Below are 13428 nucleotides of genomic sequence, written 5' to 3'. Positions count from 1 at the left end.
GGCTTAAGCACGGGCCTATATCATGCCCCGATCCACAGACAAGAAAGGACGCGCCATGTCCGATCAGCCCGAAGAGACCCGCGACCTGCCGCCCGCCGCGATCCGCGCGCTCGCCGAAGCAGAGGAGCGCCGCAAGAACGCACAGGCGGCCGAACTGCCGACCGAGCTTGGCGGTCGCGACGGACCCGAGCCCGTGCGCTACGGCGATTGGGAGAAGAAAGGCCTCGCGATCGATTTCTGATCGCGGCGCCGCTTGATGCCGGGGCAGGGGGCGTCGCCCCCTCGGCGCGTTGCGCCTCACCCCCAGGATATTTGAGCCAATCCGAAACTGCTGTGCGTCAGAGCCCCAGCACGTCGAGCATGTCGTATTCGCCGGGGCGCTTGTCCTGACCCCAGAGCGCGGCCTTGAGCGCGCCGCGCGCGAAGATGGCGCGATCGGTGGCGACATGGCGCAGGATGATCCGCTCGCCCATACCGGCGAACAGCACGTCATGCTCGCCGACGATATCGCCGCCACGAATGGCCGAGAAGCCGATCGCGCCGTGTTTGCGCGCGCCGGTGATGCCGTCGCGGCCCGACTCGCGATTGTCTTCGAGCGAGATGCCACGGCCTTCCGCCGCCGCCTCGCCCAGCATCAGTGCGGTGCCAGAGGGCGCGTCGACCTTCTTGTTGTGATGCGCTTCGATCACCTCGATATCCCAATCTGCATCGAGCGCCTGTGCAACTTTCTTCGTCAGCTGCGTGAGCAAGTTCACCCCGAGGCTCATGTTCCCAGCCCGCACGATCACGGCGTGCCGCGCGCAAGGCGCGAGCGCCGCGATGTCGTCCTCGTCCATGCCGGTCGTGCCAATCACATGGGTCAGGCGTGCCTGCGCCGCGATCTTGGCGAATTCGCGGGTGGCGGCGGGCGCGGTGAAGTCGATCACGGCCTGCGCGCCGGAAAACGCCTCGAGCGGATCGTCGGTCACGATCACCCCGTTCGACGCGCCGCCCATCGCCTCGCCCAGATCTTGGCCGACCCAGTCATGGCCCGTGCGTTCGACGGCGCCCACAAGGCGCGCCTTGTCGCTCTCGCTCACGGTGCGGATCAGCATCTGGCCCATCCGGCCCGACGCTCCGGTGATCACGATGCCCGGCAGGTCGCTCATGTCTTTCTCCTTCACGGTTTCGCGCTATCTAGCTTGAGCAGGCGGGCTTGGCAAAGCCCCCGTTGCGCAAAAGGCGCAGACGCCCTATGTGAGCGCCATGGCAAAGAACCGTTTCTCCTCGGGCGATGGCCCTTCGCAACGTCAGCTTCGCATGGGCGAGTTGATCCGACGCACGCTGTCGGACCTCCTGATGCGCGGCGATGTGCATGATCCCGACCTCAACCGCGTCTCGGTGACGGTGGGTGAGGTGCGCTGCTCTCCCGACCTGAAGGTCGCGACCGCCTATGTGACGCCCTTGGGCGGCGAAGGCGGCAAAGAGCTGATCGCGGCGCTTGCGCGCAACAAGGGTGAGCTGCGCCGCTTGCTCGGCAAGGAAATGACCGCGAAATACAGCCCCGATCTGCGCTTCCGGCTGGACGAGACCTATGACCGTCTCGATGAGACGCGTCGGATTTTCTCGGACGAGACGGTGCAGCGCGATATCGCTGCGCGCGACGATGACGAAGACGATGAAGACGATCGCGACTAATGCTGCCGCGCTGATGCTGCTGGCTACGCCTGCGCTGGCCGACTCACCTTGTGCGGATCGCAGCTTCGACGGCACGACCTACACGGTCTGCGAAGCCAGGCTCGGGCAGGATCTGAAGCTGTTCCTCGACGATCCCGACGGCAATCTGATCGGCACGCCCGAGCGGCTCTCGGAAGTCGTGCCGAAAGGCGACCGCGTCGTCTTCGCGATGAATGCGGGGATGTATCATCCCGATCGCAAGCCGGTGGGCCTGTTCATCGAGAACGGCAAGGAGCTGCATTCGATCGTCACCTCGGAGGGGCCGGGCAATTTCGGTTTGCTGCCCAACGGGGTCTTCTGCATCGGAGACAGGTTCTCGGTGACGGAATCGCGCGCCTTCGCCGCCGATCCGAAGGACTGCACCTATGCGACGCAATCGGGGCCGATGCTGGTGATCGACGGCGCGCTGCATCCGAAATTCCTCGCCGATGGCACCTCGAAGAATATCCGCAACGGGGTGGGGGTCTCGGCCGATGGTAAGACCGCCTATTTCGCGATCTCCGATGCGCCGGTGAGCTTTCACGAATTCGGTCGATTCTTCCGCGACGAGATGCAGGTGCCGAACGCGCTCTATCTCGACGGCAAGATCTCGCGGCTGACCGTGCCCGGTCAGGGGCGCGAGGATATGGGCCTGCCGATGGGGCCGATCGTCGCGCTGATCGCGCCTGCCGCCCCCACTGCTGGAGATTGACGGCTCGCGCAGCTTGGGCTAGCAGGCGCACCCTGTCGAATATGGAGGCCTCATGGCACGCAAGAAGGGTCGCGACATTTCCGGCTGGCTGATCGTGGACAAGCCCGCGGGCATCACCTCCACCTCGGTGGTGAACAAGGTGCGCTGGGCGCTGGGCGCCAAGAAGGCGGGCCATGCGGGCACGCTCGATCCGGCGGCGACCGGGGTTCTGGCGGTCGCGCTGGGCGAGGCCACCAAGACGGTGCCGTTCATCACCGATGCGCTGAAATGCTACCGGTTTCAGGTCCGGCTGGGCGCTGCGACCAAGACCGACGACGCCGAGGGCGAGGTGACCCGGACCTCCGATCTGCGCCCCACGGACGAAGAGATCGCCGCCGCGCTGCCTAGCTTCGAAGGCGATATCGAACAGGTGCCGCCGCAGTTTTCCGCCGTGAAGGTCGATGGCGAGCGGGCCTATGCGCTGGCGCGCGCGGGCGAGGAAATGGATCTCGCCGCGCGGCCTCTCTATGTCGAAAGCCTCGTGATGCTGGGCCGTCCCGATGCCGACACGGTCGAGCTGGAACTGGTCTGCGGCAAGGGCGGCTATGTGCGCTCCATCGCGCGCGATCTGGGGCAAAAGCTCGGCTGTCTCGGCCATGTGCTCTGGCTGCGCCGCGAATGGTCGGGGCCTTTCGAGGCGAGCGACGGGATCACGCTGGCCGAGATCGACGAACTGGCGAAGACGCCGGAGCTCGATGAAAAACTGCTGCCCGTGGAACTGGGGCTCGACGATCTGCCGCAGCTGAAAGCCACGCCCGAGGGCGCGGTGCGGCTGAAGAACGGCAATCCGGGCATGGTGCTGCCGGGCGAGGCCGAATGGGGCGAGGAAGTCTGGGTCAGCCATGAGGGCAAGCCGCTTGCCGTGGGCATTTACAAATCCGGCGAGGTCCATCCGAGCCGCGTCTTCAACCTTTGACGCGCCCCTTCGCCTTGGTCCAAATATCCCCGCCGGAGGCATCCGCCCTCTGTCACGCACATAACGGTCAGGACGAGAGATGATCACCCGCGAGCATATCAAAGGCGACGCCCCCTCCATCGCGGTCTATTCGGATTGCGAGAATTACCGCTATCTGCTCACGCGGGTCTGGGATGACAGCAAGCCGCGGGCTTTGTTCATCATGCTCAACCCCTCGACCGCGACCGAGGTGCAGAACGACCCGACCGTGGAGCGCTGCGAGCGCCGCGCGCGGGCGCTGGGCTTCGGGGCGTTCCGGGTGACCAATATCTTCGCCTATCGTGCGACCGATCCGAAGGTGATGCGGGCGCAGCCGGACCCGGTCGGGCCGGAAAACGATGCGGCGATCCGCGAGAGCCTCGACTGGGCGGGCGGTCCCGAGGACCGGATCATCTGCGCCTGGGGCGCGCATGGGGCGCATCTCGCGCGGGGCGCTGCGGTGGAAGACCTGCTGCGCGAAAGCGGGCGGGCGCTGCATCACCTCGGGTTGACCAAGGCGGGCGCGCCGAAACATCCGCTCTATATCGCCTATGAACATCAGCCCGAGCTGTGGTTCACCCCCGAAGGCTGAGCACGCCGTTAAGCATTTAACGCTTGTTTTCTAGGGTATCCGCGCCGGCAGCGGTAGATTTCTCGCGTCTTCACGGGGGTGAGAGAGATGTTGTTTCTGTCGGGTGTTCTGGGCCTGCTGATGGCGGGTGCCACGGCGGGTCTCATGGTGGTTTCCTCGGAACCCGAGGAGGAGACGCCGCCGGCCGATCTCGAGACCGCCGATGCCGAGGTTGGGGAGGTCTCTCTGCTGGCCGAGGTCAGAGCCGGAGAAATCGTACCCGCGCCGGTCGCGCCGTCCGAGCCGGGACCGGGCGATGACATCACTTGGGGCGATGCCTCCGACGATGCGATCGCCGGTGAGGCGGGTGACGATCAGATCAACGGCTATGACGGCGATGACAGCCTGTGGGGCGGGCTCGGCGCGGATCGAGTTTTCGGCGCGGCGGGGGACGATGTGCTGCACGGCAATGCCGGGGACGACACGTTGAGCGGTGGCGATGGCGCGGATGAACTTCGCGGCGGCGCGGGGGCGGACCATCTCTCGGGCGGGTTCGGCGCGGACCGGCTTTATGGCGAGGCCGGGCAGGACACGCTGATCGGCGGCGCGGAGAATGATACGCTCTCGGGCGGCGCCGACGACGACACATTGATCGGCGCGGACGGGGCAGATGTGCTGACCGGGGATGCCGGGCGCGACGAGTTGAACGGCGATGCCGGGGACGACCTGCTGCTCGGCGTCACGCCGGAGACGCGCGATGCGGGGGTGGCCGATGCCGACACGCTCAATGGCGGGGCAGGGGAGGACGTGCTGCTCGGCGGCTCGGGCGATTGGTTGCATGGCGGCGAGGAGGGCGACAGCTTCGCGCTGGGCGATTGGATCGACCCGGACGCGCCCGCGACGATCGCCGATTACACGGCCGGGCAGGACCGGTTGGCGGTCATCTACGATCCGCAGGGCCCGGCCATGCCGCAGATCAGCGTCGAGCCCTCCGAGGCGCATCCCGATGCGGCGTGGATCCTGCTCGACGGTATCCGGCTGGCCGAGGTGCTGGACGCGGCGGGGCTGAGCGCGCAGGACGTGGCGCTGCTCACGCCTGCGCAATTCGCGGCGCAGCAGGCCATGGCGCTTTGAAATAAGGCTTTTCAATACGACGATTCGCGTCTATACGCGCGCATCTGTCCCGATTGGGGCAGGTATATGGACCCTGCTGGACGACATCCCGGCTTGTGCCCGAACCCTCAACGTAAGGAGATCCCGATGTCGATCACCGTCGAAGACAAGAACGCGATCATCAAGGAATACGGCACCAAAGAAGGCGACACCGGTTCGCCCGAAGTTCAGGTCGCCATCCTGACGAAGCGCATCGCGAACCTGACCGAGCACTTCAAAGAGCACAAGAAAGACAACCACTCGCGTCGTGGTCTTCTGATGCTCGTCGCGCAGCGCCGTAAGCTGCTCGACTACCTGAAGGCGAAAGAAGTCGCACGTTACCAGTCGCTGATCCAGCGCCTCGGCCTGCGCCGCTAATCCGCCTCGGAGTGGAATTCGAAACGCCCGTGCCTTTGGCGCGGGCGTTTTCATTTGCGCTATTCCGACTGAATTGCACAAATCGGCAAAAACAGTCCTTCCGGCTGCTAATTTCAAAACTTTTGGGTGAATGGTCTTCCTATCGAAAAACTTTGGTCGGTTCGACTTCTTGTCCTCCTGTATCGTCCGCTCCAAACGGGACAACGCAAGCACCTGCCCTACCTTGCAGGTGCGTTAACAGGGAGGTTTTAGATATGCAGATCGGAGTCTGGATCAGCTTGGCACTGTATTTCGTGCTGATGCTGGCCATCGGGGTCTATGCGTGGCGCAAGTCCACGTCGAGCTCCGAGGAATATATGCTGGGCGGGCGTAACCTGCCGCCCGCGGTTGCCGCCCTGTCGGCAGGCGCATCGGACATGTCGGGCTGGCTGCTTCTGGGCCTGCCGGGCGCGCTCTTCGTGTCGGGCCTGACGCAAAGCTGGATCGGCATCGGCCTTTTCGTCGGCGCTTTCGTGAACTGGGTCATCGTGGCGCCGCGCCTGCGCGAGCAGACCGAGCGCTATGACAACGCGCTGACCATCCCCGGCTTCCTCGCCAATCGCTTCCCGAGCCACGCGACATTGCTGCGGATGGTTTCGGCGGTGATCATCGTGGTGTTCTTCGCGGTCTACACCGCGTCGGGCCTCGTCGGCGGCGGCAAGCTCTTCGCCAGCGCCTTCGGTGGCAGCTACATGACCGGCGTGATCCTGACGCTGGGTGTCGTGCTGGTCTACACCGTGATCGGCGGCTTCCTCGCCGTGTCGCTCACCGATTTCGTGCAGGGCTGCATCATGATGCTCGCGCTCGTCATCATGCCGATCGTGATCCTCACGACCGGTCAGGGCGACGGCGTGGACGCGGCTGCGAGCCGCCTGAGCGATATCGACCCGAATTTCCTGTCGATGACGAACGGGCTGACCTTCGCGGGCTGGCTGTCTGCAGTCGCCTGGGGTCTGGGCTATTTCGGCCAGCCGCATATCATCGTGCGCTTCATGGCCGTGCGCTCGGTCGCCGATGTGCCAAAAGCTCGGAATATCGGCATGGGCTGGATGGCGATCTCGCTGATCGGCGCGATCTCGGTCGGTATTTTCGGCCGCGCCTATGCGCAGCGTAACGGGCTCGACGTGCAGGATCCGGAGACGATCTTCATCATCCTGTCGAACCTGCTGTTCCATCCGCTGGTGACGGGCTTCCTTTATGCCGCGCTTCTGGCGGCGATCATGTCGACCGTGTCGAGCCAGCTTCTGGTGTCGTCCTCGTCGCTGACCGAAGACTTCTACAAGATCGTCTTCAACAAGGACGCCTCGGACCGCACGCTGGTGAATGTCGGCCGCCTTGCCGTGCTGGCCGTGGGTATCGCTGCGATCATCATCGCGTCGAACCCCGACAGCAAAGTGCTTGGCCTCGTGTCGAACGCATGGGCCGGGTTCGGTGCCGCCTTCGGTCCGCTGATCATCCTGTCGCTGACCTGGAAGCGAATGACGGGTCTGGGCGGCGTGGCTGGCCTCGTGGTCGGCGCGCTGACCGTGATCGTCTGGATTTCGCTGGGCTGGGGCTCGTTCCTCTACGAGATCATCCCGGGCTTCATCGCAGCCTTCGTCGCGATCATCGTGGTGAGCCTCGCGTCCGAAGACCGAGGCGAGTTCCGCCCGATCGAATGATCCGTGCGATTTGAGATGCGAAAGGCCCGTCCGATGTGGCGGGCCTTTTGCGTTAGTCCTTCGCGGCGCGTTTCGCGACCCAGCCGACGCTCAGCCCCTGCACCACGATGGAGAAGACCACGATCACGTAGGTCGCTGCGAGGATCGCGTCGGTCCAGTCCGATTCCGGCAGCGAGAGGGCGAGCGCGACCGAGATGCCGCCCTTCAGCCCGCCCCATGTCATCACCCGGATCACGCCGGGGCCGAAGTTGCGGAACGGGCGCAACGCGAGGATCGGCACCACGACCGCGACCAGCCGACCGATCAGCGCCAGCCCGATAGAGGCGATGGAGGTCGTCAGGATATCCGCGCCGAACTGGATCGCGAAGATCTCCACCCCGATCAGCAGAAACAGCACGGCGTTGAGGATCTCGTCGATCAGCATCCAGAAGGCGTCGACATATTTGCGCGTCTCCTCGGACATGCCGAACCGCGCGCCGACATCGCCGATCAGGAGCCCCGCGCAGACCGCAGCGATAGGGCCGGAGACATGCAGGAACAGCGCCAACTCATAGCCGCCGAAGGCGAGGCCGAGCGTGAGCAGAACTTCCAGCGACGGGTCGTCGATCAGCCGCATAACGCGAAACAGCCCCCAGCCCATCGCGAGGCCGAGCGCCGCGCCGCCCACCGCCTCGCGGAAGAACAGGGTGCCCGCCTCGGACAGGCTCGAGGCCTCGGTATGGCCGCTGGAGAAGGCGAGGCCCGAGAGGATCAGGAAGACTGTATAGCCGACGCCATCATTGAACAGGCTCTCGCCCGAGATCACGGTCTCCAGCGAACGGCGCAGATTGGCGGAGCGCAGCACGCCCAGCACCGCGACCGGATCGGTGGGCGAGATCAGCGCCCCGAAGGTCAGCGCGACCATGATCGGCGCCCCGGTCAGCCAGTGAAAACCAAGGCCCACGACGGCGGTCGACAGCACGACGCCAATCGTCGCCATGACCAGCACCGTCGGCCAGACCGCGCGCAGGTCCGACAGCTTCACATGCAGCGCGCCGGCAAACAGCATCAGCCCCAGCATCCCGTCGAGCAGCGCCTTGGAGAAATCGATGCTCTTGAGGTAGTCGCGCACCTGCTGCGCGAGCTGCAGCCCGAAGACGCGATCGACCACCATCAGCCCGATCGAGGTCATCAGGGCGACGATCAGAATCCCGATTGTCGGCGGCAGGCGCAGCACGAAATGGTTGATGACGCCGAACAGCCCGGCGAGCACGATAAGGGCGGCGGCGAATTGCAAAACGGTCATGGGGCGGCTCTCGGCGTGATTGCCCGGTTAAGGTAGCGCGGCGCGCATCAGGGCAAGCCGGAGCCAAGTGGTGGGTCAGTTCGCGGCGCGCTCCATCATCATCTCGTGAACGGCCTGCATCCCCCGTGCGGCCATGTCGGAAACTTCGCCTGCGTGTTTATGCAGTGCCGCGACCAATTCCGGATCCTCGGAGGTCTGGGTCACGATGATGCCGTCCTCGCCCATATCGATGTCGGTGGTTATCCCTTCGGCGCGGGCGAAGAAGATGTCGAGCGTTGGGCTCTGGATGAAAATCTGCGGATCGTCCTTGGCCTCGACGCGCGCGATCATGCCGGTAACATGGTTGATCAGGCTCTCCATCACCACCGGATTGCTGGAGCGGGTGACGGTGCGGATGCCGTTGGGCAGGGTGTCGACCTCGCGCGACAGTGTCGGGAAGTTTCGAAAGAGAACGGCAAGCTCGGCGCTTTCTTGCGGTGTGGCGTTGAGCCCGCGCAGCCCCGGCATGGTTACTTCGTCGTGGCCAGTGCCGTCGGCCCCGTGCATGTGCCCCATCCGGCCTCCTGCGAAGCCGCCGCCATGGCCCCCTCCGTGGCCGCCCTTCGGGCCCTGCATCATCTGCGCCGCCAGAGGCTGCGCCAGAAGGGCCAGCCCGAAGGCGAAGGCCAAACCGGAAATGCCGCGCATCTTTCTCTCCCTACTGGTCACGAGACGCGCTTCTCTGATGGCGCGTAGCCAGTGTAGATTAGCCCCCGCTTCGTTCTGAGGCAAAACCAATCACGCTGCATTCAGCACGCTTCCCTAAGGACTCTTCGCTTCCCAAACCCCTTCATTTCCTGTATTGACAGGCCCATCTGAGACGTGACGCCTCGAGCCCCCGGGCGCGTGCAACAGGATAAGGGGGCGGCGGCAATGGGGCCGCCATGCAAATCGGGAGACACGGGATACGCCTGTGAGAGCTCCCAGAAGGATACGCTGAATGTTCAACACCGTTAAAAAATCGATCCAGTGGGGCGAAGAAGAGCTCACGCTGGAGACCGGCAAGGTCGCACGTCAGGCTGACGGCTCGGTTATCGCCACGCTGGGCGAAACCTCCGTCATGGCCAACGTGACCTTTGCCAAGGAACCGAAGCCGGGTCAGGATTTCTTCCCGCTCACGGTTCATTACCAAGAGAAATACTATGCCGCCGGTAAAGTGCCGGGCGGCTTCTTCAAGCGCGAGGCTCGTCCGTCCGAGAAAGAGACGCTCACCGCGCGCCTGATCGACCGCCCGTGCCGTCCGCTCTTCGTGGAAGGCTTCAAGCACGAAGTGCTCGTGATGTGCACCGTGCTGAGCCACGACCTCGTCAACGAGCCCGACATCGTCGCGATGATCGCCGCTTCGGCCGCGCTGACGATCTCGGGCGTGCCGTTCATGGGCCCGATCGCCGCCGCGCGCGTCGGTTTCGCTGATGGCGAATACATCCTGAACCCCGAAGTCGACGACATGCAGAAGCTGCGGGAGAACCCCGAGCAGCGTCTGGACCTCGTCGTCGCGGGCACCAAGGACGCCGTGATGATGGTGGAATCGGAAGCTTACGAGCTGTCCGAAGCCGAGATGCTGGGCGCGGTCAAGTTCGGCCATGACGCGATGCAGCCGGTGATCGACATGATCATCGACCTCGCCGAAGCCGCCGCGAAAGAGCCCTTCGACTTCAAGGCGCCCGACTACTCGGCGATGCTCGAGACCGTCAAAGGTCTGGGCGAAGAGAAGATGCGTGCCGCTTACGCGATCTCGGACAAGCAAGAGCGCGTGGCCGCGGTCAACGCCGCCAAGGAAGAGATCAAGTCGCAGCTCACCGAAGAGCAGCTCGAAGATCCGACGCTGGGCACCGCGATGAAGAAGCTGGAATCGGCTGTTCTGCGTGGTGACGTCGTGAAGAACGGTCGCCGCATCGACGGTCGTGCGCTGGACGAGGTTCGCCCGATCGTGGCGGAAACCGGTCTGCTGCCGCGCACCCACGGGTCGTCGCTGTTCACCCGCGGCGAGACGCAGGCGCTGGTCGTGACCACGCTGGGCACCGGCGACGATGAGCAGATCATCGACGCGCTGCACGGCAACTCGCGCTCGAACTTCCTGCTGCACTACAACTTCCCGCCCTACTCGGTCGGCGAAGTGGGCCGCGTCGGTTCGCCCGGTCGTCGTGAGATCGGCCACGGCAAGCTCGCATGGCGCGCGCTGCAGGCGGTTCTGCCGGCTGCGACCGACTTCCCCTACACGATCCGCCTCGTCTCCGAGATCACCGAGTCCAACGGCTCGTCCTCGATGGCGTCGGTCTGCGGTGGCTCGCTGGCAATGATGGATGCGGGCGTTCCGCTGAAGTCGGCCGTGGCGGGTGTCGCGATGGGTCTGGTGCTGGAAGAGGATGGCTCCTGGGCCGTTCTGACCGACATCCTGGGCGACGAGGATCACCTCGGCGACATGGACTTCAAGGTCGCAGGCACCGAAGAGGGCATCACCTCGCTGCAGATGGACATCAAGGTCGCCGGCATCACCGCCGAGATCATGGAGAAAGCTCTGGAGCAGGCACGCGCTGGCCGCATGCACATCCTCGGCGAGATGAACAAGGCGCTCTCCGCGGGCCGCACGGAATTCTCCGCCCATGCTCCGCGCATCGAGACGATGACCGTTCCCACCGACAAGATCCGTGAAGTGATCGGTTCGGGCGGCAAGGTCATCCGCGAGATCGTGGAAGTCTCGGGTGCCAAGGTCGACATCAACGACGACGGCGTGATCAAGATCGCTTCGGCCAATGCCGAAGCCATCAAGAAAGCGCATGACATGATCCACGCCATCGTGGCTGAGCCCGAAGAAGGCCAGATCTACACCGGCAAGGTCGTGAAGCTCGTCGATTTCGGCGCCTTCGTGAACTTCTTCGGCAAGCGTGACGGTCTCGTCCACGTCTCCCAGATCGCCAACAAGCGCCTGAACCATCCGAGCGATCTGCTCAAGGAAGGTCAGGAAGTGAAGGTGAAACTTCTGGGCTTCGACGATCGCGGCAAGGTGCGCCTTGGCATGAAGATGGTCGATCAGGAAACCGGCGAAGAAATCGCGCCGGAAAAGCGTGAAGAGAAAGCCGACTGATCGGTTTGATCGAAAATCGCTGACAGACTAAGACTGAAGTGCCCGCATGTTGCGGGCACTTTTTCTTTTTAGAGGCGCCAAGATGTCCGCCCCCCGTCAGGATCGCAGGCTCAAGATAACCATCGCGACGCTGACGCGGCGCAGGCCCGAGATGCTGGCGAGGCTCATTGGGTCGCTGGGCGGCATCGACCTGCCGGCGAATGCAGATGTGCGCTGCTTGGTCGTCGAGAACGACAAAGAACCCCTTTCGCGCGCGCGTGTCGCCGAGATGAGTCCGCTTTCGAACGGGCTGACGGCTCACTACGTGCAGGAGGACAATCTAGGCATTGCCTTCGCGCGCAATCGGGCCGCGCGAGACGCGATTGCGGCGGCTTCGGATATTTTGGTTTTTGTCGATGACGACGAGGTTGTCACGCCGGAGTGGTTGGTCAAACTCGTCGCGGGCTATCGTTCCGGCGGTGCGCGGCTGCTTGGTGGCCCAGTCCTGGTCGCGCCCCCGCGCGAGGAACTGAGCGGCCTTCAAAGGGTGATCCATCAAGGCTTGGCAGAGCATTTCCGCGCAAAGCAGCTTGCCGGGTCCGGTTCCAGAACGATCGGCGATAGTGCTGGGACGATAATCGCAACAAGCAACTGGTTGGCGGAGACCGGCATATTCACGGACGCAAATATCTGGTTTGACGAGTCTCTCGGAAGCGCCGGTGGCGAGGACATGAAATTCTATCGAGAGGTGATCGCCGCCGGAATTCCGACAGGCTGGGTGGCTGACGCTCTCGTATATGAGGAACAACCGCCGGCGCGGCTGACGCTCGGATACCAATTCAGAAATGCGCGCGACAAGAGCGTTACGAATTTGTGGGACAAGGTCGAGCGCGGCGGGAAGTCGAGATGGCGTCTGCTTCCGAAGATCGTGCTGCGCAGTCTCAAAGTCGTTCTTCTCGCCATCGCGATCCCCTTCACGAAGGGAAAGACGTTGTTGCCGATGGTCATGCTGGCCGGGTCGGTCGCTGGTCAGGCCGGGCTGTTTTTCGGCTACCGGTCCCGGCAATACACCAATGTGACGGGGCGATAATATCAAGACGCCCGAAAGCATCTGAATTGCTTCCGGGCGCCTGATGCGATCAGGAAGGCTGAACGCGTTCGACCTTCCTGACGATGCGGGTAAGCTGGGCTCAGCCCTGCGACTTGACGGTGCGCAGGTAGGGCAGCTTGACGTCGACTTCGCCGAACTTCTCTTTCGCCTCGTCGGTCGAGACCGACAGCGCGACGATCACGTCCTGACCCGGCACCCAGTTCGCGGGGGTCGCGAAGGGCTTGCCGTCGGTCGCCTGAACGGCGTCGAGCGCACGGATGATCTCGGCGAAGTTGCGGCCGACCGACATCGGGTAGGACATGGTCAGGCGGACTTTCTTGTCCGGGCCGATGATGAAGACGGTGCGCACGGAGGCCGAATCCGCGGCGGTGCGGCCGTCGGGCATGTAGGCATCGGCGGGCAGCATGTCATAGAGCTTCGAGACGTTCAGCGAGGTGTCGTCGATGATCGGGAAGTTCGCGGGCGCGCCGGCGACCTGCTCGATATCCGATTTCCACTTCACGTGCTCTTCGACGCTGTCGACGGAGACGCCCATGACCTTGGTGTTGCGCTTCTCGAACTCGGGGGCGAGCTGCGCCACGGCGCCGAATTCGGTGGTGCAAACCGGGGTGAAGTCTTTCGGGTGCGAGAACAGGATGGCGTAGCTGTCGCCGATCCAGTCGTGGAACTTGATCTCGCCAGCGGTCGAGTCAGCGGTGAAATCGGGAGCGGTGTCATTGATACGCAGGCCCATGAAAAACCTCCTGTG

Annotated in this window: 14 protein-coding genes; 10 read left to right on the top strand and 4 right to left on the bottom strand. The window is 64.1% G+C overall.

Annotated features, from left to right (window positions below; all coding sequences use genetic code 11):
• The first annotated feature begins 55 nt into the window (after positions 1 to 55).
• Positions 56 to 241: a DUF1674 domain-containing protein gene (locus tag AXZ77_RS18005; RefSeq protein ID WP_078521523.1), complete on the top strand. Its 186-nt coding sequence runs from the start codon at positions 56 to 58 to the stop codon at positions 239 to 241.
• Between the two features lie 97 nt (positions 242 to 338).
• Here AXZ77_RS18005 and dapB read toward each other — a convergent pair whose 3' ends face one another.
• Complete coding sequence (gene dapB, locus AXZ77_RS18000; RefSeq protein WP_098412191.1) at positions 339 to 1148, bottom strand: 4-hydroxy-tetrahydrodipicolinate reductase; 810 nt, start codon at positions 1146 to 1148, stop codon at positions 339 to 341.
• A gap of 97 nt (positions 1149 to 1245) precedes the next feature.
• Between dapB and rbfA the strand changes: the two genes are divergently transcribed.
• The 7 genes from rbfA to putP all read left to right on the top strand — a co-directional run bounded on the left by rbfA (position 1246) and on the right by putP (position 7181).
• Entirely contained in the window at positions 1246 to 1677 is a 432-nt protein-coding gene (gene rbfA, locus AXZ77_RS17995) for a 30S ribosome-binding factor RbfA (protein ID WP_078521678.1), read from the top strand.
• A gap of 13 nt (positions 1678 to 1690) precedes the next feature.
• Positions 1691 to 2407 carry a phosphodiester glycosidase family protein gene (locus AXZ77_RS17990; RefSeq protein WP_255266564.1) on the top strand — a complete coding sequence of 239 codons (717 nt, stop codon included), beginning with the start codon at positions 1691 to 1693 and terminating at the stop codon, positions 2405 to 2407.
• A gap of 52 nt (positions 2408 to 2459) precedes the next feature.
• Complete coding sequence (gene truB, locus AXZ77_RS17985) at positions 2460 to 3362, top strand: tRNA pseudouridine(55) synthase TruB (RefSeq protein ID WP_098412190.1); 903 nt, start codon at positions 2460 to 2462, stop codon at positions 3360 to 3362.
• A 79-nt stretch (positions 3363 to 3441) separates the two neighbouring features.
• Positions 3442 to 3972, top strand: a complete 531-nt coding sequence (locus AXZ77_RS17980; protein WP_098412189.1) for a DUF1643 domain-containing protein — start codon at positions 3442 to 3444, stop codon at positions 3970 to 3972.
• An 87-nt stretch (positions 3973 to 4059) separates the two neighbouring features.
• Entirely contained in the window at positions 4060 to 5085 is a 1026-nt protein-coding gene (locus tag AXZ77_RS17975) for a calcium-binding protein (protein ID WP_098412188.1), read from the top strand.
• Positions 5086 to 5211: 126 nt separating this feature from the next.
• The gene (gene rpsO / locus AXZ77_RS17970; RefSeq protein ID WP_098412187.1) at positions 5212 to 5481 is read left to right on the top strand and encodes a 30S ribosomal protein S15; all 270 of its coding nucleotides are present in this window, start codon (positions 5212 to 5214) and stop codon (positions 5479 to 5481) included.
• Between the two features lie 254 nt (positions 5482 to 5735).
• Positions 5736 to 7181 (top strand): sodium/proline symporter PutP, encoded by a 1446-nt coding sequence (gene putP, locus AXZ77_RS17965; RefSeq protein ID WP_098412186.1) that lies wholly within the window; start codon positions 5736 to 5738, stop codon positions 7179 to 7181.
• Positions 7182 to 7233: 52 nt separating this feature from the next.
• Here putP and AXZ77_RS17960 read toward each other — a convergent pair whose 3' ends face one another.
• Together AXZ77_RS17960 and AXZ77_RS17955 are read right to left on the bottom strand one after the other, a co-directional pair.
• Positions 7234 to 8466, bottom strand: a complete 1233-nt coding sequence (locus tag AXZ77_RS17960) for a sodium:proton antiporter (protein WP_098412185.1) — start codon at positions 8464 to 8466, stop codon at positions 7234 to 7236.
• Positions 8467 to 8541: 75 nt separating this feature from the next.
• Positions 8542 to 9153 carry a hypothetical protein gene (locus AXZ77_RS17955; protein ID WP_141536303.1) on the bottom strand — a complete coding sequence of 204 codons (612 nt, stop codon included), beginning with the start codon at positions 9151 to 9153 and terminating at the stop codon, positions 8542 to 8544.
• Positions 9154 to 9445: 292 nt separating this feature from the next.
• Here AXZ77_RS17955 and pnp point away from each other — a divergent pair, with 292 nt between their 5' ends.
• Both pnp and AXZ77_RS17945 read left to right on the top strand, forming a co-directional pair.
• The gene (gene pnp, locus AXZ77_RS17950; protein ID WP_098412184.1) at positions 9446 to 11590 is read left to right on the top strand and encodes a polyribonucleotide nucleotidyltransferase; all 2145 of its coding nucleotides are present in this window, start codon (positions 9446 to 9448) and stop codon (positions 11588 to 11590) included.
• A gap of 82 nt (positions 11591 to 11672) precedes the next feature.
• Positions 11673 to 12659, top strand: coding sequence for a glycosyltransferase family 2 protein (locus tag AXZ77_RS17945; protein ID WP_176536072.1), 987 nt, complete (start codon positions 11673 to 11675; stop codon positions 12657 to 12659).
• Between the two features lie 100 nt (positions 12660 to 12759).
• Here the strand turns inward: AXZ77_RS17945 and AXZ77_RS17940 are convergent, their stop codons facing one another.
• The gene (locus AXZ77_RS17940; RefSeq protein ID WP_078521505.1) at positions 12760 to 13413 is read right to left on the bottom strand and encodes a peroxiredoxin; all 654 of its coding nucleotides are present in this window, start codon (positions 13411 to 13413) and stop codon (positions 12760 to 12762) included.
• Positions 13414 to 13428: the final 15 nt, after the last annotated feature.

Origin of the sequence: Thioclava sp. ES.031 (genome assembly GCF_002563775.1) — a bacterium.
Lineage (GTDB): Bacteria > Pseudomonadota > Alphaproteobacteria > Rhodobacterales > Rhodobacteraceae > Thioclava.
Note: the sequence above shows the minus strand (reverse complement) of the source record. Positions and strands in the feature narration are given on the sequence as shown.

Bases quoted from the DNA above. Each gene is read 5' to 3' on its own strand.
- AXZ77_RS17980 (WP_098412189.1), top strand. From the start codon at position 3,442: ATGATCACCCGCGAGCATATCAAAGGCGACGCCCCCTCCATCGCGGTC.
- AXZ77_RS17940 (WP_078521505.1), bottom strand. From the start codon at position 13,413: ATGGGCCTGCGTATCAATGACACCGCTCCCGATTTCACCGCTGACTCG.
- AXZ77_RS17975 (WP_098412188.1), top strand. From the start codon at position 4,060: ATGTTGTTTCTGTCGGGTGTTCTGGGCCTGCTGATGGCGGGTGCCACG.
- AXZ77_RS17960 (WP_098412185.1), bottom strand. From the start codon at position 8,466: ATGACCGTTTTGCAATTCGCCGCCGCCCTTATCGTGCTCGCCGGGCTG.
- pnp (WP_098412184.1), top strand. From the start codon at position 9,446: ATGTTCAACACCGTTAAAAAATCGATCCAGTGGGGCGAAGAAGAGCTC.
- AXZ77_RS18005 (WP_078521523.1), top strand. From the start codon at position 56: ATGTCCGATCAGCCCGAAGAGACCCGCGACCTGCCGCCCGCCGCGATC.
- AXZ77_RS17955 (WP_141536303.1), bottom strand. From the start codon at position 9,153: ATGCGCGGCATTTCCGGTTTGGCCTTCGCCTTCGGGCTGGCCCTTCTG.
- AXZ77_RS17990 (WP_255266564.1), top strand. From the start codon at position 1,691: ATGCTGCTGGCTACGCCTGCGCTGGCCGACTCACCTTGTGCGGATCGC.
- truB (WP_098412190.1), top strand. From the start codon at position 2,460: ATGGCACGCAAGAAGGGTCGCGACATTTCCGGCTGGCTGATCGTGGAC.
- rpsO (WP_098412187.1), top strand. From the start codon at position 5,212: ATGTCGATCACCGTCGAAGACAAGAACGCGATCATCAAGGAATACGGC.
- putP (WP_098412186.1), top strand. From the start codon at position 5,736: ATGCAGATCGGAGTCTGGATCAGCTTGGCACTGTATTTCGTGCTGATG.
- rbfA (WP_078521678.1), top strand. From the start codon at position 1,246: ATGGCAAAGAACCGTTTCTCCTCGGGCGATGGCCCTTCGCAACGTCAG.
- dapB (WP_098412191.1), bottom strand. From the start codon at position 1,148: ATGAGCGACCTGCCGGGCATCGTGATCACCGGAGCGTCGGGCCGGATG.
- AXZ77_RS17945 (WP_176536072.1), top strand. From the start codon at position 11,673: ATGTCCGCCCCCCGTCAGGATCGCAGGCTCAAGATAACCATCGCGACG.